24 protein-coding genes and 1 pseudogene are annotated in these 23,423 nt (G+C 55.8%); 6 read left to right on the top strand and 19 right to left on the bottom strand.

The annotated features are described in order from the left end of the window. The first annotated feature begins 15 nt into the window (after positions 1 to 15). The gene (locus RQI55_RS19795) at positions 16 to 630 is read left to right on the top strand and encodes a TraH family protein (protein ID WP_042615784.1); all 615 of its coding nucleotides are present in this window, start codon (positions 16 to 18) and stop codon (positions 628 to 630) included. Positions 631 to 853: 223 nt separating this feature from the next. Then, entirely contained in the window at positions 854 to 2,419 is a 1,566-nt protein-coding gene (locus RQI55_RS19790; protein WP_311273322.1) for a Fic family protein, read from the top strand. Positions 2,420 to 2,498: 79 nt separating this feature from the next. Here RQI55_RS19790 and RQI55_RS19785 read toward each other — a convergent pair whose 3' ends face one another. After that, positions 2,499 to 2,705 (bottom strand): helix-turn-helix domain-containing protein, encoded by a 207-nt coding sequence (locus tag RQI55_RS19785; RefSeq protein WP_042615782.1) that lies wholly within the window; start codon positions 2,703 to 2,705, stop codon positions 2,499 to 2,501. Between the two features lie 209 nt (positions 2,706 to 2,914). On the opposite strand from RQI55_RS19785, the gene RQI55_RS19780 reads away from it, so the two are divergent. Continuing rightward, positions 2,915 to 3,238, top strand: a complete 324-nt coding sequence (locus tag RQI55_RS19780) for a transcriptional repressor TraM (RefSeq protein ID WP_042615781.1) — start codon at positions 2,915 to 2,917, stop codon at positions 3,236 to 3,238. Between the two features lie 2 nt (positions 3,239 to 3,240). Here RQI55_RS19780 and RQI55_RS19775 read toward each other — a convergent pair whose 3' ends face one another. The 13 genes from RQI55_RS19775 to RQI55_RS19715 all read right to left on the bottom strand — a co-directional run bounded on the left by RQI55_RS19775 (position 3,241) and on the right by RQI55_RS19715 (position 14,357). Further along, on the bottom strand, positions 3,241 to 3,945 hold the full coding sequence (locus RQI55_RS19775) for an autoinducer binding domain-containing protein (RefSeq protein ID WP_311273321.1): 705 nt from the start codon (positions 3,943 to 3,945) through the stop codon (positions 3,241 to 3,243). Positions 3,946 to 4,208: 263 nt separating this feature from the next. After that, complete coding sequence (trbI, locus tag RQI55_RS19770) at positions 4,209 to 5,504, bottom strand: IncP-type conjugal transfer protein TrbI (protein WP_311273320.1); 1,296 nt, start codon at positions 5,502 to 5,504, stop codon at positions 4,209 to 4,211. 12 nt (positions 5,505 to 5,516) lie between these two features. Then, positions 5,517 to 5,957, bottom strand: coding sequence for a conjugal transfer protein TrbH (gene trbH, locus RQI55_RS19765; protein WP_311273319.1), 441 nt, complete (start codon positions 5,955 to 5,957; stop codon positions 5,517 to 5,519). Positions 5,958 to 5,959: 2 nt separating this feature from the next. Continuing rightward, positions 5,960 to 6,769 carry a P-type conjugative transfer protein TrbG gene (gene trbG, locus RQI55_RS19760; RefSeq protein ID WP_311273318.1) on the bottom strand — a complete coding sequence of 270 codons (810 nt, stop codon included), beginning with the start codon at positions 6,767 to 6,769 and terminating at the stop codon, positions 5,960 to 5,962. Positions 6,770 to 6,785: 16 nt separating this feature from the next. Continuing rightward, positions 6,786 to 7,448: a conjugal transfer protein TrbF gene (locus tag RQI55_RS19755; RefSeq protein ID WP_311273317.1), complete on the bottom strand. Its 663-nt coding sequence runs from the start codon at positions 7,446 to 7,448 to the stop codon at positions 6,786 to 6,788. Between the two features lie 20 nt (positions 7,449 to 7,468). Then, positions 7,469 to 8,650, bottom strand: a complete 1,182-nt coding sequence (trbL, locus tag RQI55_RS19750; protein WP_311273316.1) for a P-type conjugative transfer protein TrbL — start codon at positions 8,648 to 8,650, stop codon at positions 7,469 to 7,471. Continuing rightward, a complete protein-coding gene (gene trbK, locus RQI55_RS19745; protein ID WP_311273315.1) occupies positions 8,644 to 8,838 on the bottom strand; it encodes an entry exclusion protein TrbK in 195 nt (64 codons plus the stop codon). Before trbK ends, trbL begins: the two co-directional genes overlap by 7 nt. Continuing rightward, positions 8,835 to 9,641 carry a P-type conjugative transfer protein TrbJ gene (gene trbJ / locus RQI55_RS19740; RefSeq protein ID WP_311273314.1) on the bottom strand — a complete coding sequence of 269 codons (807 nt, stop codon included), beginning with the start codon at positions 9,639 to 9,641 and terminating at the stop codon, positions 8,835 to 8,837. Before trbJ ends, trbK begins: the two co-directional genes overlap by 4 nt. Continuing rightward, the gene (locus RQI55_RS19735; RefSeq protein WP_311273313.1) at positions 9,613 to 12,069 is read right to left on the bottom strand and encodes a conjugal transfer protein TrbE; all 2,457 of its coding nucleotides are present in this window, start codon (positions 12,067 to 12,069) and stop codon (positions 9,613 to 9,615) included. The genes trbJ and RQI55_RS19735 overlap by 29 nt, the downstream gene beginning before the upstream one ends. Positions 12,070 to 12,079: 10 nt before the next feature. After that, positions 12,080 to 12,379 (bottom strand): conjugal transfer protein TrbD, encoded by a 300-nt coding sequence (locus tag RQI55_RS19730; protein WP_042615771.1) that lies wholly within the window; start codon positions 12,377 to 12,379, stop codon positions 12,080 to 12,082. Continuing rightward, complete coding sequence (locus RQI55_RS19725) at positions 12,372 to 12,755, bottom strand: TrbC/VirB2 family protein (protein WP_042615770.1); 384 nt, start codon at positions 12,753 to 12,755, stop codon at positions 12,372 to 12,374. The genes RQI55_RS19730 and RQI55_RS19725 overlap by 8 nt, the downstream gene beginning before the upstream one ends. After that, positions 12,745 to 13,722, bottom strand: a complete 978-nt coding sequence (gene trbB / locus RQI55_RS19720; protein WP_311273312.1) for a P-type conjugative transfer ATPase TrbB — start codon at positions 13,720 to 13,722, stop codon at positions 12,745 to 12,747. Before trbB ends, RQI55_RS19725 begins: the two co-directional genes overlap by 11 nt. Further along, positions 13,719 to 14,357 (bottom strand): acyl-homoserine-lactone synthase, encoded by a 639-nt coding sequence (locus RQI55_RS19715; protein ID WP_311273311.1) that lies wholly within the window; start codon positions 14,355 to 14,357, stop codon positions 13,719 to 13,721. Before RQI55_RS19715 ends, trbB begins: the two co-directional genes overlap by 4 nt. A 386-nt stretch (positions 14,358 to 14,743) precedes the next feature. Here RQI55_RS19715 and repA point away from each other — a divergent pair, with 386 nt between their 5' ends. The 3 genes from repA to repC all read left to right on the top strand — a co-directional run bounded on the left by repA (position 14,744) and on the right by repC (position 18,411). Beyond that, entirely contained in the window at positions 14,744 to 15,934 is a 1,191-nt protein-coding gene (gene repA, locus RQI55_RS19710) for a plasmid partitioning protein RepA (RefSeq protein ID WP_042615767.1), read from the top strand. A gap of 84 nt (positions 15,935 to 16,018) precedes the next feature. After that, positions 16,019 to 17,014 carry a plasmid partitioning protein RepB gene (gene repB, locus RQI55_RS19705; RefSeq protein ID WP_311273310.1) on the top strand — a complete coding sequence of 332 codons (996 nt, stop codon included), beginning with the start codon at positions 16,019 to 16,021 and terminating at the stop codon, positions 17,012 to 17,014. A gap of 155 nt (positions 17,015 to 17,169) precedes the next feature. Then, a complete protein-coding gene (gene repC / locus RQI55_RS19700) occupies positions 17,170 to 18,411 on the top strand; it encodes a plasmid replication protein RepC (RefSeq protein WP_243258438.1) in 1,242 nt (413 codons plus the stop codon). 1,672 nt (positions 18,412 to 20,083) lie between these two features. On the opposite strand, the pseudogene RQI55_RS19695 reads toward repC, so the two are convergent. From RQI55_RS19695 to RQI55_RS19675, 5 genes and pseudogenes are all read right to left on the bottom strand, one after another. Continuing rightward, positions 20,084 to 20,377 (bottom strand): annotated as a pseudogene (locus RQI55_RS19695) (integrase); the annotation flags it as partial. A 60-nt stretch (positions 20,378 to 20,437) separates the two neighbouring features. Further along, positions 20,438 to 21,460: a hypothetical protein gene (locus RQI55_RS19690; RefSeq protein ID WP_311273309.1), complete on the bottom strand. Its 1,023-nt coding sequence runs from the start codon at positions 21,458 to 21,460 to the stop codon at positions 20,438 to 20,440. Positions 21,461 to 21,762: 302 nt separating this feature from the next. Next, on the bottom strand, positions 21,763 to 22,068 hold the full coding sequence (locus RQI55_RS19685; RefSeq protein ID WP_042615760.1) for a PAAR domain-containing protein: 306 nt from the start codon (positions 22,066 to 22,068) through the stop codon (positions 21,763 to 21,765). A 17-nt stretch (positions 22,069 to 22,085) separates the two neighbouring features. Continuing rightward, complete coding sequence (locus RQI55_RS19680; protein WP_236727864.1) at positions 22,086 to 22,841, bottom strand: cell division cycle 123 family protein; 756 nt, start codon at positions 22,839 to 22,841, stop codon at positions 22,086 to 22,088. Positions 22,842 to 22,895: 54 nt separating this feature from the next. Further along, on the bottom strand, positions 22,896 to 23,417 hold the full coding sequence (locus RQI55_RS19675; RefSeq protein WP_042615758.1) for an SMI1/KNR4 family protein: 522 nt from the start codon (positions 23,415 to 23,417) through the stop codon (positions 22,896 to 22,898). Positions 23,418 to 23,423: the final 6 nt, after the last annotated feature.

Here is a 23,423-nt window from a genome sequence, read left to right as displayed (position 1 = left end):
CGCCAAGGAGGCCCCATGCTCGACGCCGACCTGATAAAAGAATGCGCAGACCCTTCCCTCGATCTCGCGATCGTGGAGCAGTTCGTAGCCGACGCCGGCTCCAGCGATCCCCTCGCCGTCACCGTGAAAACTGGCGGCCGGTTGATCCTCGTTCCTAAAGCCGCATCGGCCGAGGAGGCGATTGCGATCGTGCGGCGGTATGCTGGCCAAGCTGTCGTCCGCGTTGGCCTGACGCAGTTTCCCGCAGGCGTTGGGGTCAAGGAAGCTACCGATTTGAAGCCCGATCTAGTCGACCCCTGCCAGAACCTTCGCAAAGGCACGGCGATGTTCGCCAAGGTCCTCAGGATCGTTGCGAAATGGTATGGCAACCCCACGAGCAAAGACGTCTTCTCGCAGATTTTCGAGGATGCGATTTACGCATGGAAGACTGGTGAGTTCGAGGGCGTGAGGGTGTTCCAGGCGGAGGATCCGGGAACGCCGGTTGGTGTTTCGCAGCAAAGTAGAGAGAAGATCCCCGCCGAGGAGGAGGACGCTGACGCGGAATCAAGAGAGGAAAAGCCAGAGGCGGAGCAGGATGCTGGGCGGGCAGGGATACGCATCGATCTGTCGCGCATTGGTGGTCAGCAATAGCATCGAGTTCGTCGCGCCTTTCGAGACGGTTCGCGCCGAGATGAAATGTTAGTTTGAGTCCAAGGCGCAAAATTAGTGCGAATCAAAAGCATCAAAATAGTGCAATTCAAGAACATGAAAGTAGTGAAATTCCAAAGCATGTTATTAGTGTTTGTAAAAAGCGTCAAATTAGTGCAACTACAAGACATGGTCCACTCCTCACACGGCGTCGCCGGAGGCCCACATGGCGAAACCCAACGAACTGCTCGCGGCATCCCTGGCTGAACTGAAGGGGGTGACGCAGAACGGCACCCGATCGGTGGTGAAATCCGAAGAGCTCAGCCGTGTCCACCGGGAACGACTGCAAGACAACGGGTTCCTTGAGGAAATCATGAAGGGCTGGCTCGCCGTGAACTCGCGGCCGTCCGCTAACAACAGGATAGATGCTGCCTGGAGCACCGTCTATTGGGAGTTTGTTGCAAAGTATCTCGACGACCGCTTCGCAGATGAATGGCGGCTCTCTGCGGAGGCATCCGTGGCTGTATGGTCCGAAAACCATTCCATTCCGGCGCAGGTCATTGTCAGAAGCCCGAAAGCCAACAATCAGCTTGTGATACTACCGAGCAACACGTCGCTCTACCTGCTGCGCTCAAAGGGAAACGAACCCGCCGAGACGAGAGAACGATTGAGATTGATGCCTATGGAAGAGGCGATCTGCAACTTGTCTCCCGAGTCATGGAAAAACTCGGCGACCGATGTCATCGCGGTCATTGGCTCAATCCGCGGAACAAGCACGTTGCTTCAATACCTCCTGGACGGCGGCAGGAGTCACGTCGGCGGACGCGTTGCGGGAGCACTGCGCCATCTTGGCCGAACAAGGGACGCGGACACCATCATCAAGACGCTGGAAGCGGCGGGCTACAATCCGCACGAGGATGACCCTTTCGACCCGGCAGTGGATCTGATCACGCTGGATGCACGACGAACTCAGGCACCGTCGGCTACCCGGATCAAGAACCTCTGGGCGAGAATGCGGAAAGACGCCCTCAATTACATCGGATTCGAGCAAGTCCGTATCAACGACCGGGACGATTATATCGCCACCATCGATGAGCGCTATGTGGCAGACGCCCTCAATTCCCTTTCAATCGAGGGCTACGAGGTTTCTGAAGAGCTGATACGGAGGGTGCAAGACGGTCAGTGGGAGCCGGATGCGGATGCGCGTGATTACGAAACAAAGAACGCACTTGCCGCCAAAGGATACAGGTTGGCCTTCGAGGAGGTTCGCGACGACATCAAAAACATACTTGATGGGACGCCGTCCGGCGAATTGCTGGAGGCCAGGCATCAAGACTGGTTCCGAGCCATGTTTAGCCCTTCCGTCACCGCCGGCATCGTCAAGGCACACCAGCTTGCGGGCTACCGGTCGCACAACGTCTATTTGAGAGGTTCTTCTCACGTTCCCCTGCCGCCGCACGCAATCGCGGACGCCATGGATGCACTGTTTGAAAGCATTTCGGAGGAACCCGACGCGCGCGTGAAGGCAATCGTCGCTCCGTTTCTCTTCACCTACATCCATCCTTTTCCAGATGGAAACGGGCGAACGGCGCGGTTTATCATGAACGCACTTCTTGCCGAGTGCGGAGCGCCGTGGACAGTTATTCCTGTCGCGCGCCGTGACGAGTATATGAACGCCCTGGAAGAGGCGAGCGGGCACGAAAACATCGTGCCCCTCACGAAGTTTGTCTCCGAGCTGGTTAAAGCGCCAGCACCAGCCACGCAAGCCACTGCTGGCCGCACAGAAAACTAGAGCAGGCAAACCCGGCTGCGTTTTGCCATTGGTCTCATGGCCGGCCATGACACGCACTAAGATCCGACGCGCACGGCTTTCATTTCGTCACAAGCTCGGCAGGGTCGACACCCAGTACCTCCGCGATCTGACCAACGACGGTGAGGGTCGCAGACATTTCGGCTCGCTCGATCGCACCGATATGGCGCGTACTAAGGCCCGTACGGTGCGCCAATTCCTCCTGCGTCAGTTGTTTGCCATGACGTATTCGACGCAAATTCATCGCCATGACCTCATTGAGATCCATGACGAGAGCGGAGCCTGAAACGGAACTATTATTCTAGGAACTATAGTTCCGATTCGACTTTGCACGTGATATTACTCGTCCGGCATTTTGCCAACACAACGGCACTGACAAAGAAACTTATGAGAGACAGATCAAGCAATATCGCCTAGACGACTGTTGCTCACAGGGATTTCGTTTTAAGCGTCAGGTGTTGAAGAGGGAGGGAATCGGTGAACGACGTGAACTCGTCTGAGACCAACGACGAAACAAAAAAACGCCGATCCTGCTATGGTTCTATGAAGAAATCAGAACTGGAGGCTTTGGCGATTGCTGCGATCAAAGAGCACCGCCGGCTTATCGTTGCCGACGAAGCTGTTTATGACGAGTGGACCCGCGCTTCATCTGATCCTACGCTGTCGAGAACGGTCGTCGAGAGCCTGCAGCGAGAATATACCGCGCGCCAAGAGAAGTCCGCAGCCCAGCAGGAAGAACTTTCGGAGATCATCGATGCACTCGGCTACGTACCGGACGTAGCCCCTGATGTCGCTGGTTGACGCTAGAGCAGGCCGTGATCCTTGGCGATCGCGACGAGGTGGGGAACGGTCGCCGCTTCGAGCTTCTCTCGCGCCTTATCCAGATAATGCTGCACTGTTCTTGGATTGATCCCCGTCAGGATCGCGGTTTCCGGCGCGGTTTTTCCTTTCGCCGCCCATTTCAGGCACATTGCTTCTCTTGGTGAAAGCATGCGCTTCGGTGGCACGATCGTGGTCGCAGCAATCATTTTCAGGCGATAATGGATTGCCAGAACGGCACGGATCGCTTTCTGCCAATCTTGAAGTTTCGAGATATCAGCCGCCTGCGCTGAAGATGCAAAAGTCAACATCATCGTCGAGCCGAAACTGCCTTCGACCGGTATCGTCACCCCGCTGCGAATACCATGATTGATAGCCCGGTCGCGAAACCGTCTGAGTTCGGACGTTCCACGAGCAGGCCACTCGTCTGCTGTCCAAGGAAAGATCTCCATGCGGGTCTTCGCTTTCCAGACCACCGGGTCGATGCGGGAATAGTGGCTTTCAATATAAACGCCTTGCCACTCCTCCGGATAAGAGTTGAATGTGTGGATTTCCGACCCCTCGGTTTGCAAATATGCAAACCGTTCGAAGCCACAAGCGTGCGTGAATGTCTTCAAAGCACTTTTGATCATCCGCTCGTCATGCGCGGCTTCTGTCATATCGATGAGTGAGCGAAGGTCACCGTCCAATGGCTTGTCTCCTCCTGAGCAGCTGCGAGCCCCGATGGCCCTGCTCGCGTTGCAAAGATCGAGGTGCCATGGGCGGTCAGGCGACTGGTCTGCCCCATGGCAGCCCCGCGCGCCTTGATTGCAAAGCATGATCAGGATCGATGCGTTTGTTGAATTTACTCAGCTTTTGCGGGTATTCCAAGTCCTAAACGTGTGAAATATGCCGTTTTCTCACGGAATGGTTTCTGCTCTGCTCGACGCTGGGGAGCCGCTGATCGCGAGATTTAGCCGCGATAGTTTGACGGGAAAATAATGTCCTGATCGACGAGGACATTAAACTTGTACCCTGGACGGATGTGGATCGTCGGCTGGACGTTCAGGTTTTTCGAGATCGTCTGTTCCGCGACCCGGCCGAAGCTCTCTGCAAAATTTCGTCGTGCGGCATCTGAAGCTGTATTCTGCGTTGCCAGCGTCGAACTTTGAGGCATAGACATATCGATCCCGCTTCCAATTATTGCCACCAGCGCTGCCGAACCGAAGGTCCTCCACAGATGGCGATCTACCTTATCCCGGAAGCCGCCATATCCTTCGGCGTCCGTGCCGGCCATGCCGCCAATTTGCAGAGTAGATCCGTTTGGGAATATAAGGTCGGTCCAGACCACGAGAACGCGCTCCTGGCCAAACGATACCTCGGAATCGTAGCGACCGAACAGTTTTGCACCCTGGGGGATGAGAAGCCGGCGTCCGGTGGCGCTATCGTAGACATTCTGGCTGACCTGGGCAGTTATGCGGCCGGGTAGGTCAGAATTGAGCCCAGTGATCAATGTGGCGGGAACGACCGATCCGCGCTTCAATTCATTGGGCGACATCTGCGGCACGACCTGGTTTGGCAGATAGCCGAGATCCTTGATGTCCTGGTTGAAAAAATCCTCCTTCGATGCTTGCCCGTTCTGATCTGCGTTCTGTCCCATCAAGCCAGATTGTAGTGCCGCAGCATATAGATCGGATGTCCTGTTCGCAGCGCTGGTGGCTGGCTGTCGGCCAATGTCACTTTTGGTATTCCCGGTACTATCGATATCCGAAACGTCGACCTTAAGCGGCGAATCGAGCGCTGTGGCACCAGCCTGAATGCGGGCCATACGTTGGCGCTGCGCCTCTCGCATGTACTGTTCATCCTGCTCTCGCTTCAGGCGAGCCTTCCAGACCTCTTCCGGTTCGAGACTTTGCCCACTTTCTTCTCGCTCAACTGACTGGCGCTCGACGATCGGTTGCTGCTTCTCCGATTTTTCAATTTTGACAGGTGCCGGTTGGAAAACCTCCTGTTTGTCCGGCTCACCAATAATTCCATCGGATATACCGCGCTTGAGTTGATCCCCGAAACTAGTCGCGGGGCTGTTCGAAACGTCATCGAAGTTCCCACGATTGAAAGAAAGTCCGCGCAGTGACAGGCCAATGACAACAACGCCGATAAAAATCACGACGACAATGATTGCTATGATGATCGGCAAGCGGTTGAGTCGGCGCATGCCATTCTGTTCGTCTGCTTGGCTGGACGTGCCGAGCTGGAGCGACTGAACCATTGTAAATCTCCGTCAGTTGCGCTGCATGATCGAAAGCGGACTGGTAGGCGCCGCGCCGGCCGCACTCGGCGCATATGCACGGCTCAGTGCGATCGATGGAGTTGATACGCGGGCCAGAATTTGTCCGTCGAAGCCCTCGATTGCATAAGCAAGCTCGATGAGCGTGGCGGTCTTAGATACCTTGCCGTCCGGGACGACCCTGTAACCCCAGCCCTTCAGGGCTGCTTCGAGGGCAGTCCCGAATTCCGACTTATCGTTGTGCATAACAATCGTCGTGGTTCCGCCAGCCGAGCCGATCTGCTCAGCCAAGCGGCTTGCCATGTCGCCTGCGACCGCGCTCGCGGCTGGTCCGCTTATGGAAACGGGGGCAGAGCTGGTTATCAAGGTGTCGTCTGCCGTCTGGCAACCAGAGAGAAACGCACTCGCAACACAATATGCGAAGAGCTTGCGCATGGTCAGCCTCCCCGCCGGATGGTAATCTTCTGTTGCCGCCAACCAACGCCTGATACGAGGATCGCCTTGTCGATCGCATAGTCGACCGTCATCATGTCGTTCTTCATCCGGTAGTTGACGATACGGTTTTGACCGGCTGAAACGACGAAGAGCACAGGTGCGTCCTGTCCCGAAATAGACTTCGGGAACTGGATATAGGTCTTCATCCCGTCGGAATATACCCGCTTCGGTTTCCACGATGCGCCGCCGCTCACCGAATAGGAGAAGTTCAGTTTCTCCGGCGCAGTGCCCGGAATACCGGCCGTTTCGAGACGGGAATTGATGTCGGCGAGTTTGGTGGAAACATCTTCCGGATACTCGAACCCGACCCGCGCCATGTACTGGCTTTGATGGGATTTGAGCTGAATATGATAGGTGCGACGGGAGGTCGTGACGACCATCGAGGTCAGAAGGCCTGGTTCCGACGGTTTGACGATGAGATGGATCGCCTGTCCGCTTGTCGCCCCTGAAGTGGCAGGTTCCACCTTCCACCGCACCGTGTCGCCGACAAGTACGTCGCGAACGATCTCCCCACCCTGAAGTTCGATGTCGCAGACCTGCAGTGGAGAGCAGATAACGGACGGTTGGGTCTCGCCGAACAGAAAGATGACCTTGCCGTCCGGACCTGTCGTGACAAGCCCCGGTGTGCCGCGCCATTTCCGTGAAAGATTTGTACCTTTCAGTTCGTTACTCGTCATGCTCTGAGCATATGCGCCCCCTGCAAGGGTGGCCATGCAGACGGCGGCTGCCAATCGTAGTCGTGTTCTGTGCATTGAAAATCCCCTGCCCTTAAAGCTGTGCTGTCCAATCGAAATCCCGGACGTAAAGGCCGATTGGATTGAGGCGGATCGTCGCCTCATCCTGAGGCGTGGTGATCGTTACAGTCGCGATCCCGCGAAACCGCCGCGTGCCGGTTTCCTTGCCCTTGCGGTCACGCTCATATTCGGTCCAGTCGATCTGATAGGTCTGGTTGGAGAGAGCAACGATGTTGTTGACCTCGATCGCAACCGTCGAAGCTTTTGCCTTCTCAAATGGAGAATTGCCTCGGAACCAGGCGTTGACCTTCTCGGTCGACGGGTCGGAGGTGCGAAGAAGCGCGTAGGTGCGGTCGATATATTGTTTCTGCACCACTGCGTCCGGGGTGATCGAGCGAAAACTTGTGACGAAGGTTCCGAGCGTGGCGCGCACCACGCGCACGTCGGCATACTCGATCTGCTTTGGAAAGCCTGCCGTGACGGCAGTCCCAAGCTTGTCGACCTCGACGATGTACGGCACCAGTCGCACCTGCGTGCTCAGATACATCGCATATCCAAAGCCGATCACAGCCATGGCCAGCCCAAGGACACCGACGACACGCCATGCGGCTGCCGCTCTGACATACGAGCCATAGCGTTCACTCCATTCCTGGCGAGCGGCAAGATACGGGTTTTCCGGTGCGCGGTTTGCGGCCATTTGTTCTTCCATTGTTCCGATTATTGTTTGGCGTTGCGTTCGGGAAGAGGTTTCGGCCCGCTGTGAGCTCCACGCTGTTCATCGAGCTTGGCGTTGGCCAAGCCGAGAATGGACCCCGCATAGGCACCGGGCGAACCGATCGCTTTTTCCTTCGCGGCTGAACCCGCAGCCTGCGCGCCGGAGCCGAAGCTTGCGCCCATGCCGCGCATGACAGCTCCAGCGACCGATGAGCCGCCAGCGCGTGCGGCTTGTGCCGCCGCAAATCCCGCGCCGGCCGCGCCAGCGGCGAGAAAACCAGCGCCAGCGGCGAAAGACGCCGCTTGGCCTCCGTGACGGATTGCTTCCATTCCTCCAGACACTGATGCGCCTTGGACAACGCCTTGGATGATGTTCGGGACATACATGGCGATGATAAAGACCACTACCGAGATACCGGAAATAGCCAACGTCGAGACAAACTGGTCCGACGATGCCGTGGGCGCTTGGGCGAGACCAAGCAGAACGCTCGATCCGATCTTGGCAATCATCACCAGGGCCATCAGTTTCATTCCGACACCAAATGCATAGACGAGGTAGCGGACGGCGAAGTCTTTGGTGAAGGACGAACCGCCCAGTCCGAGCATGATCATGCCGGCGAGCAGTCCGACATACATCTCAACCATTACCGATACGAAGATCGCTGCAACAAGTGAGAACGAGATGACAACGATGCCCATGGCGAGAACGGCCGCGATCGCAAGGGCATTGTCTTCGAACACCCCGAATTGTGCCTGCCCTGACATTTGAGACGCGACGCGTATGCCGGCATCGAAGACCTCAGCGGGCGACGCTGAACCGCCGCCGGCACCAATCTGGAAAAGGCTGTCGACTACAGCTCGCGCAAAGGTTGGACCCTGCGCCAAGACAAAGGCAAAGAACCCGATAAACATGATCCGCCGGACCAGTTCGGCGAACCAGCTGTCTAGCGTGGCGGATTGAATCGCCAGCCAAACCGCCGCAATGCCGATCTCGATCGTTGCGAGAATCCAGAACAGCGATCTCGCAGCGTCCATTACGGTAGTCTCCCACCCCTTCGCAGCGGTCGAGACTTGGTTTTCGAGTTCCGTGAGAACCTGTCCTTCCTGCGCGAACACGGGAACAGCAAAGGCTAGGACATAGAGACCTATAATCAGGAACGAGCGTGCGGCGGCTATTTTCACCATCTCGGGCGCATCTCCTGACCTTCCTTGATTGGCGGCAGTTCCCTGTCAGAGCCAAAAAAACCTTCCCAGGCGGCGCGCTGCGCTTGCGTCGGTGGGGGTGTTCCTGTGTTTCGGGAACTGACGATCAGCACCGTTGCAACCGAAGCGGCAACGGCGAGCAGCAAGGCAACGGGGAAGGCACGGCTCACCAGCGAGGCTCCATCTTCTGGCCCTGCGGCACGTTCTTGACCTCAGCGTTAAAGAACTTTTCACGCCGTGCCTGTGCAAGGTCCTTGTCGGTTTGTTCTGTCTGCAGCCACGTCCCCATCATCGTCATCTGTTGGGAGACGAGACCGCGAAGCTTCTGCATTTGTGCGACTTGCTGAGCCGCGATCTCATGTCCGACCTGCAGAGCTTTCACCTGCCCATCTGCCGTCTCGGACATCGACCGTAGTGACGACATCGTATCTTCTTCGCTATCGAATTGGTCGGCCGTAAGACTAGCCGCCCTCAGCGAGCTGGCGATCGTGTCGCGGTTGGTGTCCGACCAGGACTGGTAGGTCGAGGAGAACGTTGCGTTGTCGGGTAAACTCGTCCTGAGATCAGCGTAACTGTCAAAGCGCTGATGAAGAACATCATCGGCATTGCCCAGAGAAAATGAGATGCTCTGACCCTGTTCGACAATGCTGCGTAGCTGGTTGAGATCGCTTTCGACCTTTCCCCAGACATAACTGGGAAGCTGCGCAGTGTTTTGCAGCATGTTCTCGTAGATTTTCAGCTGGTTCTGGATCTGCTCCGCAAGCTGGCTGATCTGGGTCAACTGATTGTCGACCTGGATGCCGGAGCTTTTCATAAGGTCTACGAGTTGCGCGTTGTTGGCCAGCTGCGTCCATTCTGTTGCGGCGCCGGCGGCTGAACCGGCTTGCACCGAACCTTGATTGACAACCGTGATGGCGAGCGCCGCCGCCAGGCAGGCAATCCTTCTATTCGTACTTGAGTAGCGATGCGGCATCGTGAACTCCTCTCGTTTCAAGCCAGCGGATCGGCCATTCACGGCCGTGCTCGGATTTAAGGATGCGGACCCGTTTGAGATCCTCTTTGCCCGTCGCGCCGACAAAGCTAAGGGCGACCGGCCCAAGCGACATGTTGAAGAGCCGCCGGCCTTCCGGCGTGGCGACGTAGTACTCGCGCTTTGGTATCGCCGTTGCGACGATCTCGATCTGCCGCTCATTAAAACCGATACGCTCGTAGAATTCGCGCGTCCCGGGGTCGCGGGCGGCGCCGTTTGGAAGACAAATCTTGGTCAGGCAGGATTCTTTCAAGACGTCGATGATACCGGACCGTTCGGCGTCCGAGATCGACTGGGTCGCAAGGACGACAGCGCAATTCGCCTTGCGCAACACCTTGAGCCATTCCCGGATTTTGTCGCGGAAGACCGGGTGACCGAGCATGAGCCAGGCTTCGTCGAGTACGATCAGGCTCGGCGAACCATCCAGACGCTTCTCGATCCGCCGGAACAGGTAGGACAGCACCGGCACGAGATTACGCTCTCCCATATTCATCAACTGCTCTATCTCGAAGGTTTGGAAGGTTCCGAGTGTGAGACCGTCCTCCTCCGCATCGAGAAGCTGACCCATGGGGCCATCGACGGTGTAGTGGTGCAACGCGTCCTTGATTTCGCGCAACTGAACGCCGCTGACAAAATCCGAGAGTGAGCGGCCAGATGCTTTCGCCATGAGGCCGACCTGCCGAGAGATGGCGTTGCGATGATCCGGGGTAATCGTAATGCCCTGCAGACCGACCAACATTTCGATCCACTCCGTCGCCCAGGCGCGGTCGGCATCAGTCTGGAGTTCGGACAATGGGCAGAAAGCCAGGCCCCTCCCCTCTTCCGCAATGTCACCACCGATCTCGTAATGATGGCCGCCAGCAGCGAGTGTCAGCGGAAGCAGCGAGCTACCTTTATCAAATGCGAAAATCTGCGCATTTTCGTAGCGACGAAACTGCGCGGCGATCAAAGCAAGAAGTGTCGACTTGCCTGACCCTGTCGGACCGAAGATCAGCGTGTGGCCGACATCATCGACATGCAGGTTCAGGCGGAACGCAGTCGAACCGCTCGCAACTTGCATCAAGGGCGGGGAATTCGGCGGGTAAAACGGGCTTGGGGAGATCGGGCTTCCGGACCACACCGAGTTAAGCGGGATCAAGTCGGCGAGATTGTTGGTGTTAATCAGCGGCTCACGGATGTTGCAGTACCAGTTACCAGGCAGACTGCCGAGATAGGCGTCGGTAGCGTTGAGCGTTTCAATCCTTGCCCCGAAACCTTCTGCCTGGATCAGTCGTCGGATCGCTTCGGCCTTCTCCTGCAGTGCTTCGCGATCGCTGTCGAACAACACGACGACGGGCGTATAGTAGCCGTATGCAACAAGCTTCGATGAAGCCTGCGCGATCGCGTCCTCTGTTTCAGCGACCATTGTCATCGCGTCCTGATCGACCGAGCGGCTTTGTGTCTGGAAGATCTGGTCGAAGAACGGCCGGACCTTCTGTTGCCATTTCTTGCGGGTGCGTTCGAGCTTTTGCCGAGCTTCCTCTGCGTCGAGAAATATGAATCGTGACGACCACCGATAGGTCAGCGGCATAAGATCAAGGCTGTTCAGGATACCCGGCCAGCTTTCGGCCGGCAAACCGTCGATCGCAACGATGCCGAGGAAACGGTTCTCAACTTTTGGCGTCAGCCCGTGCTCAAGCTCGGCGGTTGCGATCCAGTCGAGGTACATGGGGACATCGGGAAGCCGGACCGGGTGGCTTTCGCCAGTGATGCAGAACTTTGCGAACTGAAGGAGTTCGTCATAGCGAGCAATCCTCTCCCCTCCCCTCTCGATGGTTTCACGGGTTTCCATTCGCCGGATTGAAAGGGTGTTGGCGAAATACTGCTCAACCTCTCGTATCGCGCTCTTGAAGACAAAGAGCACCGTGTCCGCGTAAGATTTCTTCCGGCTCTCTTCGTCTGAATAGATATATTTGCTCAGAGAGGTTCTCTTGGACGCAAGTGGTCGGTAGGTCAGGACGATTGCGTGCTTGCTCTCAAAGTGTCCCTGCTCACGCTCGAAATGTGCCCGTCGCTCGGCGTCGATCGCGCGGGTCACCGGGTCGGGAAAATGGCAGCGGTCTTCTGACGGATAGTCGACTGTTGGAATACGGATAGCCTCTACCTGGATCATCCACCCGCTTCCAAGTCGCGACAGGACCGCATTTATCTGCCGCGAAAGTTCGTTGCGCTCCAGATCGGTAGCGCTTTCGGAATCTGGCCCGGCGAAGTACCATCCGGCCATCAGGCTCCCATCCTTCAGGAGCAGGACACCATTGTCGACGAGACCAGCATAAGGAACGAGATCGGCAAAGGAGGGCCCGGTTACCCGGAAGCGCTTGAGAGCTACCATGGCCGCCACCTCAATACCGTCGCCAGGGCGAAGTGGTCGCCTTGTAGGTGGGTTTGTAAGAAACGTGTCTGATATAGACCTGGCGCATGAGCGGGTCGGATTTGGCCATTATCCTCAGCGCGCCAACGATCACGACCCAGACAGCAACACCGAAAAGTGCCGAGTAAACTGTCATTACGACAAAGATCAGGATCACGGCCGCAAGGCCGGTGATCAGCACCAGCTCCCTGTCGGCACCCATCAGCAGATTTGGGCGAGACAGCGCCCGATGGATGCGGTTACGCCGCAGGCCGGACAGGGACTCAGCCATGATCCCCCTCCCCTCCTACGTCCGGAACAATCGGCATCATCTCCACGCCGGTCAGCCCGATCGACGCACCGGTCGCGCCGAACAAGCCGACGATGTTGGTAGCGCCGAGAAGAATGCCGGCAACGAGGACGACGTAGACAAGTCGCCGCGCGAAATCGTTTAGCTCACCACCAAAGATGAGCATCCCCCCGGCGATCGCCACGGCTGCAAGCGCGATCGCACCCGCGACAGGCCCGGTGATCGACTCCTGAATCTGCTGCAAAGGACCTTCCCAGGGAAGCCCGCCTCCGGAACTGGCCAGCGCTGGCGCAACCGAGGCAAAAACGATGGGTGCCGCCACCAGCGCGGCCGCGATGAGGGTATGGTTACGCGACATCGCGCGCCTCCTGTTCTTCCGTAAGCTGATCGGATTCGATTTCGTACTGTCCGTTGATGAAACGCTCGACCTGGATGATGTCGCGTACGATCCGCCCGCGCGGTGTTCGCTCGATGGAGATGACCAGGTCTACCGCTTCTCCGATAATCTCGTACATCGGCTGCTGGCTCGCCTCAGCGGTCAGCTGCTCGAGACGCCGCAGCGCTGACATGGCGGTGTTCGAATGAATGGTCGCTACGCCCCCCGGATGACCAGTGTTCCAGGCTTTAAGCAGTGTAAGAGCTGCGCCGTCGCGGACCTCGCCGACGACAATCCTGTCGGGACGCAGCCGCATGGTGCTCTTGAGCAATCGCCCCATGTCGATCGTATCACTGGTATGCAGGAGGACGGCGTTATCGGCGGCGCATTGTATTTCCGCAGTGTCCTCGAGAATAACCAGACGATCCTCGGGGGCCGATTTGACGATTCCGTCGATCACCGCGTTCGCAAGCGTCGTCTTACCAGAGCCCGTCCCACCGGAAATGATGATGTTCAGCCTCGCTGAAATCGCGCTACGGATCGTGGCGGCCTGATATTCGGTCATCACACCTGTGCGAACGTAGTCTTCGAGTGGAATGAGGCGTGATGCGCGACGCCGGATGGTGAATGCGGGACTTGCGACAACTGGAGGCAACAACCCCTCGAACCGGTGGCCGCCGATTGGCAGTTCGCCTGAGATGATCGGCTGCTCGGTGCCCACTTCGGACTGAAGTGCATGCGCCACAGTCCCGATCACCATTTCCGCTGCTGCAGATGACATCTCGCCAGCCAGCGCAACGCCATGGCCAATTCTTTCGATGAACAGTCTTCCGTCCGGATTGAGCATGATCTCGACGACAGTCGCGTCATCCAGGGCAACACAAAGCTGATCGCCCAGCGCTTCCTGAAGTTTGCGGACAAGTCTGGGATGAGAGCGAAGCTGGTTCACGAATGTCTCCTTAGGCTACCTGACCGAGAAGGGTCGAGTTCAGAACAGTAGTCGGAGGGTCGAAGCCTCGCGAATGTGTCCGCGTCGGCGGGAAGTGTGCCAGCGACCGCGATTGTCACGCCGATTTTCTTCGGCTCGCCCAAACGCCGCAAAGGCCATCCGACGCGAGCGAGGATTCTCTCAAACCGAAGATCGGTTACCGTGACGATCTCGGTGTACCCATTGGTCATGCACCATTCGACGATGCCCGCGAACATGGTCAGCGTCGCCTGGTGGACCGAGCCTTTTCCCCTCCCCTCCGCGAGGGTGGTATCGACGCAAAACCGAGAACTCTCGATCATCGCTGCATGACCGATGAGTTGACCGTCTGGGAGAAGCGAGGGGAAAACGTCGGACACCATCGTCGGACCAAGCGCCGGGAGAAGTCTCGCGCATCCCGCCAGTTGGTCGGTCTCGGTAATCGCGAGAACGTAGGTCGGTCGAAGGGCATCGAATCCGTCCGACTCGCAACCTGCCGTTACATCGACCTCCCAACCAAGGCGATCGGAAAACACCCGCGCGCGAAGCTGGTATTGGAGGTGAAGGAGGCTAGCTTCGTGAATCGTTCGGGGTGTTGAGAACGCGACTACCTGCATAAATTTCCTCCGTCATTGTTGGACGGTTTGGAAATCAGCACAGATTCGAAGGGCTCGGCAGTTGTATAATCCTACAAGTCGAAGCGTGAGTCGGACGCCTCTCACAGACGTTGTCGCGCCGTGTCTTTATTTTGAGGTCGCTTTGCACAGGAGACTTTGTAGGATTCACAGTAAAACGGAGAGTGAACGAACTCATCCGAAATTGGGTTAAAAAGCTGATTCTGCAAGCTATTTTGTAAATACAGAGAGAAAATGATTTCCGCGTCTTAATTCTTCGTTAACTTTAAATCCCTTGCGGCATTATGGGAATCGCGAGATAGTTTCTCAAATGACGGCTTCGCGGCCACTTTTTCGAAAGTGATGCCCTACTGGAAATAGTTCGCAAAATGAGCAATTCGCTGCCCAACCGATTTGATATTGAGATTGCCCAGCAGGGTGCCAAGATCTCCAACGCGTTGCATATGTTACGCAGCCAGCAGTATCCTCCTGATGCTCGCAAAGGGCTTCGTAAATTCCAACTTGGGGAAGTCGCGGATTTTATGGGGGTTACCCAGACCCACCTCCGACAACTTCATTCTGACGGAAAGGGCCCGGAGATAGAGTCGGTCAGCGGACGCCGCTACTATACGGCTGATCAAATGTTGGAACTCCGGGACTATCTTGAGGCCAATAAGAAATCTGACAAAAGGTATTACGTTCCTCGGCGACGCGAAGGCGAACCGATGCAGGTCGTCTCGGTCGTAAATTTCAAAGGCGGGAGCGGCAAGACAACTACTGCCGCACACCTCGCGCAATACCTTGCTCTTACTGGCCATCGCGTGTTGGCGGTCGACCTTGATCCTCAGGCGTCCCTCACCTCCCTTTTCGGGATCCAGCCCGAACTCGATGATACGGCGTCCCTCTATGAGGCTCTTCGTTTCGATGAGGAGCGGAAATCTATTGCAGACGTTATACAGCCAACCAATATCCCTGGTCTTGACGTGGTGCCTGCAAATCTGGTCCTGCAGGAGTACGAGTATGATGTCCCCCTGGCAATATCCTCCAAGAAAGGTGAGGACGGCCGGCTTTTTTATATGCGCATTTTCAATGCGCTGAAGCAGGTGGACGACAGGTATGATGTGGTGGTCATTGATTGCCCGCCACAACTTGGATACCTGACTATCACGGCGCTCATGGCCTCGACAGGCATTCTGATCACGATCCACCCTCAGATGCTGGACATCATGTCGATGAGCCAATTCCTGATGATGCTGGGCGGCATCATGGGTCCGGTCGCAGAGGCGGGCGCCGAGATGCGTGTCGAGTGGTTCCGCTATCTCGTGACGCGCTTCGAACCGACCGACATCCCCCAGGCACAGATGGTCGGGTTCATGCAATCGATGTTCGCCCAACAGATGTTGCGAAATCATGTGCTCAAATCAACGGCCATTTCTGACGCTTCGATAAAAAAGCAAACACTGTACGAGGTGGAGCGAGGCGATTTCGTCCGGTCTACCTATGATCGGGCAATGGAGAGCCTGAACGCGGCCAATGGTGAAATCCAGGACTTGATCCACGGCGCATGGGGGCGCAAATGACGTACTTGTCAGCCGTTTTTTCAGCGGTATTTGTGAACGATATCAATTCCCTGTCGAAGATGAAAGCGAGTTCGGAGGCTGGCTATGGCGCGTGAAAATCCTTTTGCAAAACTGGACATGGCGTCAATCGCGTCACACCAGACGCCGACAAAACCTGGATACGGCATGACAGGGGCCGCTAAGACCGTCGTTCGGTCGATCGAGGATATGGCGGAGAACAGCAAGAAATTGATGCAGGGCGAGGTGATCATCGATCTGGACCCGCAGTTAATTGACAGTTCCTTTGTCGCCGATCGCCTTTCCGACGATGGCGACGAATATCAGGAGCTTAAGCAGGCGATAAAGGAATCCGGCCAGATAACGCCGATTCTGGTTCGCCCCAGCTCATCAGACGGCCAACGCTTCATGGTTGTCTTCGGTCATCGCCGTCTCAAAGTCGCCAGAGAGCTTGGAATTTCGGTCAAGGCAGTCGTCAAGAAACTGGACGATGTTACTTCCGCTATTGCACAGGGACAGGAGAATTCCGCTCGCTCCAACCTGTCGTTCATAGAGCGTGCATATTTCGCACAGAACCTGCTTGAGTCGGGAATGACGAAGGAGGTGGTTCGGTCGTCGCTCGCGATTGATGAGGCGATGCTTTCGAAAATGCTGGGGGTCGTGGAAACTGTCCCGGCTTCGATCCTCAGGGTGCTAGGAGCGTCCAAAAAGATCGGACGCGATAGGTGGCTGAGTCTCCGTCAATTGCTCCTCTCCCCTGCCCTCTCGAAGGTAGCCACAGAGCATACGGAAACCGCCGACTTCATGGAGTTGACCGAGGATGAGCGGTTCGATGAACTACATGATTTTTTAAAGCGATACAAAGTCAAATCAGCTGCCAAGAAGCCAAAGACCAGTTCGTCCGTGAAGGATTGGACGTCAACTGACTCTTCGCTGAAATTCGTGATGAACGCCAAGTCGAAGAAAGTTGCGATCGAACTCTCGAATGTCGAAGCGAAGCCTTTCAGTGAGTGGCTTTCAGCCCACATGGATCGTTTGTACGTCGAGTACAGAGGGTCGAAGCAGGAAAACAACGGAGACTAAACCGCAAAAGAAAAAGGCCCCCAAACGGTAAACCGTGGAAGCCTCTCTCGTATCTCTCGCAGGATTGAGAATCGCATTTCCCGGAATCACAGTCAAGAGTCTTGGCACCGATTTGGTGAGCGTATTTCCTTTGCCTGAAGAAAGGTGAGAGAAAAATGCAGACGGGACAGGTGACGACGCCCTTTGGGCGGCGGCCGGCGACGCTTGCCTTGGTGAAAGGGCAATTGGCGATCACAGCACCAGCACCAGGCACGCGTGTCGAAAAGTGGAAAGTATTTCGCGATGTATGCGAAACGAGGGAACGACTCGGTTTGCAAGATAGAGCGCTTGCCGTTCTCGATGCCCTTTTGACATTCTACCCCGATACACAGCTCGACGCTGATAGCGGGCTTGTTGTATTTCCATCTAATGCGCAGCTATCCGTTCGCGCTCACGGGATCACTGAAAGTACACTGCGCCGCCAGCTCAGCGCACTAGTGGATGCAGGACTTATCCAGCGTCGTGATAGCCCGAACGGGAAGCGATACGTATATCGCAATCGAGACGGGGAAATCGAGCAGGCTTACGGCTTCGATCTGAGTCCGTTGCTTGCGCGTGCCGCCGAGCTTGCCTTGCTGGCTCAGGACGTAGCGGCGGACCGTATGCGCTTTCGCCGAGCGAAAGAAGCACTTACGATCTGCCGACGAGATATCCGTAAGCTGATTACAGCCGCGGTCGAGGAAGGCGCTCCGGGAGATTGGGCGCATACTGAAACGATATATATTGGCATTCTTGAACGACATCCCCGCTATCCAGACAGAGCCCAAGTCGAAGCGACACTTGATGAGTTGGAACTCTTACGTACAGAGGTACTCAACCTTCTGGGAATGCAGACAGAAACCAAAAATATGAATGGCAATGCCAACCAAAATGACCGCCACATACAGAATTCAAATACTGAATCTATAAATGAACTTGAACCTAGCTCTAGAAAGGAGCTGGGCGAAAGCCTGCCGGAAGAGCCGCACGCGAGGAATGTGAAGCCAGCAGCCACAAAAGCAAAGCTCGAACGGATCAAGGCGTTCCCGCTGGGAATGGTTCTTCGTGCTTGCCCCCAGATTGCTGACTACGGGCCGGGCGGCGGCATTTCACACTGGCGTGAGCTCATGACCGCAGCTGTCGTGGTTCGCTCGATGTTGGGCGTCAGCCCGTCAGCCTATGAAGAGGCCTGCAATGCGATGGGGCCCGAAAACGCGGCGGTGGCGATGGCGTGCATTTTGGAACGATCGAACTTCATCAATTCCGCCGGTGGTTATCTCAGAGGCTTGACGAAGCGATCGGAGCAGGGGGAGTTTTCGCTTGGGCCAATGTTGATGTCGCTCTTGAGGTCCAGCGGCGAAAATAGTGCTGTGGCGTGACCAACGATTTACGCAGAACCGATATGATAGAATTGTTTCGTTATATCGACGCTTTTGGGACGCAATTGGCTCGATGCCGCATAGAGGCAAATGGATGCTATACCACTGGTGGAGGCTGTCTGAACCACTCGGGGCCAGTTGGAGGCCCCACAGTTCCATGCTCGGCGAATACGCGACTGAGCTGGCAAGCATCGTAAACGGCTTGACTAACCACATGCACCGCTTGCGTGCTTGGTATGAAATCATTTCAGAGCTCGTCAGCGACGACAGGCTTGCGGTCAGTCACGATTTCCTGGACACATTGAGCACGCTCGCGCTTGTTCAGCCCTCCGCAGTTAAGTCACGCTTTGATTTCGCGTCCGGTCATCTGTGTCATCAGGCAAACAGGCTCGGCAATCGAAGTTGGACGACTTTCCCGAAAAGAACCTCTACCTCAACAATATCAACCTAGTGGCGCTGGTTTGTGGAAGTTCAGTACTTTGAAGATTCGAGTGGCGACGGATCGGAGGCTCGGTCTTCAAAGCTGAGCCTGATGACTCTTAGAACGCCCATAATCATCCTTACTTTTCTCGATTTCTTCTGGGCATCACCAGCATTGTTCTACGCACTGTCAAGGATAGAAAGGCTTAGGTATGAGTTGGTGGCAATTAGCCGAATGTCACTGGATTGCTCAAAATAGAAAGAGGTCTTCGTTATAGGGCCTTCGATGGGTTCATAAAATTAGTAACAGAGCAAATTCCGCGACCGCTTTGTTCGTTGGAGAATAATCATAAGACTGAACGCTCCGCCCAGAGAGCGGTTGTCGGCTTGTGGCACCTGTACCGGGAGATGTGGCCGCAAGCGCCCTCATGAGAAGCAGGTTCGTAGGTAGATGGTGGGCAGCATAGCCTTAAGTTGTCAGCCGTCTTTTTTCGGGATTATCATAATCATTACAGCAAGTTATCTGAGTTGAGATGTACGAAATGCATCAGGGAGACTGGGCGCAAAATGACGATCAATATCCCTGCCCCTAAGAAGTGAGACCTCCAAGACATCGCTCGCGCGCCAAGCGACTTGCAGGCACTTGCTCAGCCGGGAACCGAATTGTTGATCGAGCCAAGAGGGTCGCGAAGACTGCGAAATTCTCCAGATTGGAAGTTTGCTGAAATCCAAGTGAAGGACGCCAGCGGGAAATTTTGCATCAAGGAGCTCGCTGAGTATCTCGGCCACCCGGGCAGCAAGGTCGCGCGCAACACACTCCTTGAACGGTTTCTTGTCGATAGATCGTGTTTCGTTGTTTTGGTTCTTTAGCGCCGCTGTGACGATGGAACTTCTGCCTTAGTCGAGGAACTAGAAGGGAAAGAAGCGGAACGTTGGCAATCTTTGAAGAAGGAGCATGCGGCAGAGCTTCTTGCGGCATATTCCAAACCATCGGGCGTGAAGAACCCCATCAAACTTACGCAGGTCGGGACCGGCCAGCGTAACAGTTGCGGCCAAACTAAAGCCCGAACCATTGGTTCGACGCCATGTGATGCGTTGCAATAATCGAGCGTCTCGATGAGATCGAGGTGAGATTGGTTTGCTAGGATCTCCTTATTCTCAGTCGCGACGTGCCAAGAGATCGGAAAGCGATACGTTCCACCCACTGAGGGAAGTGACTGCCTCGGTCTTTGCTGAGCATGAGACGTCAAGTTCCGGTAATCGCCTTGGCGCTCTTGCGGCGCAGCGTACGCGGGACTGCCTGGACGGAGTGGCGAATGATCGATTTGAGGGCAGGGGAGCTGAATGCACCATCGAGGCTGCGCCATTTCGTTAATGTCGACCAGTCGGTCAGAAGGCGACTTACGGTGGCTGGCGCGTGCGGGCCGATGGCTTTGAGAAACACTGCTTTCAGAGTTTGCCATCCACCTCGACTGGCATCGCATGAGCAGGATCGGCAGCCTGTTTTTTCAGGGTCCCAGAGATGATGCGCGACGAACTTAAGCATGGGCATGTTGGCGCCCATGCCGACATTGACCAGGTGAGGGGCCTAAAGAAGCTCCATGCTTCAATCCACTCGCACAGAGTTTGAGTACATTGCTGCCATCACCTTTTGCGCTTTGGCAAGTAGCTCGTCTGTGCCGCCTTCCTCGTAGGGAGCATAGAGGCTGAGTGTGATGGGCAAGTCGAACACTTGTCCATAGGAACCAATCGACATCTTCCGAAGCGTTTCAGTCTCAGTCTCGGCGGTTGAAACCATGGCAGTATAGACCGCCCGTTCGTCAACTGCTGCGACGACTTGGTGTCCGCTCTTTACCGCGACGTCCCACGCCTCGTGTAGGCGTTTCTCCATCGCCCTCGAATGGCTTTCCAGCGCGCCCTCTCGCTCGAACAGAGCCTCGTAGTAGGCGACAGCTTGCGCCTGCGAGCGTTGGGGCAGGCGCTGCAATTTGCCACTCCGTTCCAGCGGAGAGAACAGCGTCATGGTGTGCTTGGGCAATGTGAAGTCGGCCTGACCCGCCTCCAGCTGGCGCACCGTCCCACAGTCAAGAAAGAAACCGTGGACATGGTTGCCGTCTAACAAAGAACTCATCCGCTTAAAATATTGCAATTGCAGCCCACCGCCCGCCGGGTCGACATAACATAACCCCTTCGGCTCTGGGACCCGAAGCAGGATATCCTCGCTTGCGCGGATCGTGACACCCTCGACAGTTTTTGGTGCACCTCCCTCTTCCGTGACCGCAGAAAAGCCGCCGAGGGAGAAGGTCGCGCGGATCTCGACGGTGTCATCGTCGATCAGTTTACCAATAGTTGGATAAGGCGCGCAATCCCGCACGGCGCGCATCGTGCTCTCTGCAAAGATGCCCGCGTCCTGGCCGCCCTTGTCCAGCATCGCCTCGCCCGAGAGCGCGCCATCCGGGGCAATCCTAAGCCGCACAACCGCCGTGCTTTCAGGATCAAGCGGCGGCCGCCAGCAAGGCTGCACAGCCCGGCCGAACGCCTCAGTGATCACTTGGTCGGTGGCGCTTGCCGGGGGTGCGACGAGAAAGCTGATGGCTGCAATTAGAGGAAGTAGGCTGGGCCTAAACATTTGCGCCTCTGGGTTTGGGTTCCGTCATAATCAATATGTCGTCCATCGTTACCAACAGCGATCGCAAATATCTGCTAGAGATGGCACGATAGAGTCAGATCTCTGGGTGTTCCTTCCAAGGGGAAGGGGCGGTCAATATGTTAAAAATACTCGGCAGGCCTAAAGCGAGCATGACGATGGAAGAGCAACGACCCGAGATCACTCAGAGAAATGCGGTTTTCTGCTGCCACGTGTGCAGAGACCTTACAGCCGCCCGTGCACGCAGAAAAACAGAGGTTGCTTTAAGTCGGCTATGGATTCACTTATTCAAAGGTAATCCAAGAAACGCCGTCGACCAATTTTCCGCCATGTGCACAGGCATCACCCAACCGGGCAATCTTCTTGCCCTGAATGCTCGCGACTGATGAACCGCTCGTGATTCTATCCGACGTTGTTGGAACGCCTGTGCAAAGCAGGCTATCCCCAACGGTAGCGACGGGCACGCCTTCCACAGTCACGAAAGCCTGCTGTGTTGACACTACGGGGCCACCGATATGCGGTTTTGGTCCTGGATCGACCATGGGGCAGATATGCATATGGCCTTTAAGAGTAACAGGTCGTCCAGTCATCCGATTCACCTCGCTTGTTATCGAGACGCTTTGGCAAAAGGCAAAGGCGCCATGGAAAGCACACGTCCGTCGCGCCCGCGAAAACGTAAGCCGTGATCAAAATCTCCATCATTTTGCCAGCGAAACAGGCAGGCATCCGCCCGCCGGATCAGGGGGTTGATATCGATAAGTACTGCACGCCACACAGTTTCGGTATCGTGTTGAACGAAGACGTCAACAATCGCATTGTCGAGATGAGAAACGGATAGGAACTTATCGGAGAAGTCGATCAGGGCAGCGGCAATAGGCTTCGCACTCAACTCGATCTCGGGAAAAACCATCGTGTGAAAATACTGCGATGCGCCGATAAATGCACGGTCGCTCATAAATAACCTGAACTCTGCCCAATGCGGGATCTCTCGCCATGGCCGTATGAACAGACCTACATCGAACTTGTGCTGCAGCGAACTTGCAAGAAGGCCAGCTACCCGCTGGTTCTCTTGCAGTATATGCGGCGCAAGCTCTCGACTGTTGAACACTGGCGACTTCTGAAACTGTCCTGGCTTCTTAAAGCTGCAGCCACCGAGACGGGCGTGTCCACCTGAGGAAAAGATCCCGATCTTCTCATCAATGGCGGCGTACAAACCGTCTGTGAACGGTGGAATTTCGTCAATCTCGAAGATTTCTCGGAAGGCCGCGGTACGTGCACCGATTGCTAGTCGATCCTGCTCGGACAACATGATCTGCTCCATCGGAAGGCCGAGCGCAATTACCTCGTCCGGCCAGTGTTCCATGAACGTTGATCGCCACTTCTCGTGTAGACCTAGCATGTCAAATCCTGCGCACCTTCAGAGATTTTCTGCAGAAGTAAGATTGTTGAAGAATTCGGGGAGGCTGTCAGCGACTTTGACAGCGCCCTTGGCGTTGTTGCCTGTGCCGAAGGGATCTGTGCCCCTTTCCCAGAAATATACAGCACCGTTATCCGGATTCTTCCCGTCCATCAGGAGGTATGAATGGCCGGCATCCGCAGAACCGAAAAACACCATGGGCAGTGTAAATTGGTCAGGCCATACCGATCCAGAGATAAAGGTTTCATGGAGCGAAACAATATTGTCGAAGTCTGAAACCAATACCTGCACATCATGAACTGAGCGGCTGCCGTCCTCAGACTGCACCAGGAATGAATCATTATATTCGGTTCCGCAGTGACCATACTGCCTCAACACATCAGCCAAGTCGCTCGGTATGGTGAGTCCAGTACGCTCGGTAAAGTGTTCGAAGTCCTGCTCGTTCCAGGTGGTATTCGGCACAACCTGGAAGTCACAGTTGTCCTGTAAAAACTTAATCGCTTCGTTTAGGTTAGGCATCATGGAGTC

The organism is Rhizobium sp. WCS2018Hpa-16 (assembly GCF_031843705.1).
In the GTDB taxonomy this organism is placed as follows: Bacteria; Pseudomonadota; Alphaproteobacteria; order Rhizobiales; family Rhizobiaceae; genus Agrobacterium; species Agrobacterium tumefaciens_C.
Note: the sequence above shows the minus strand (reverse complement) of the source record. Positions and strands in the feature narration are given on the sequence as shown.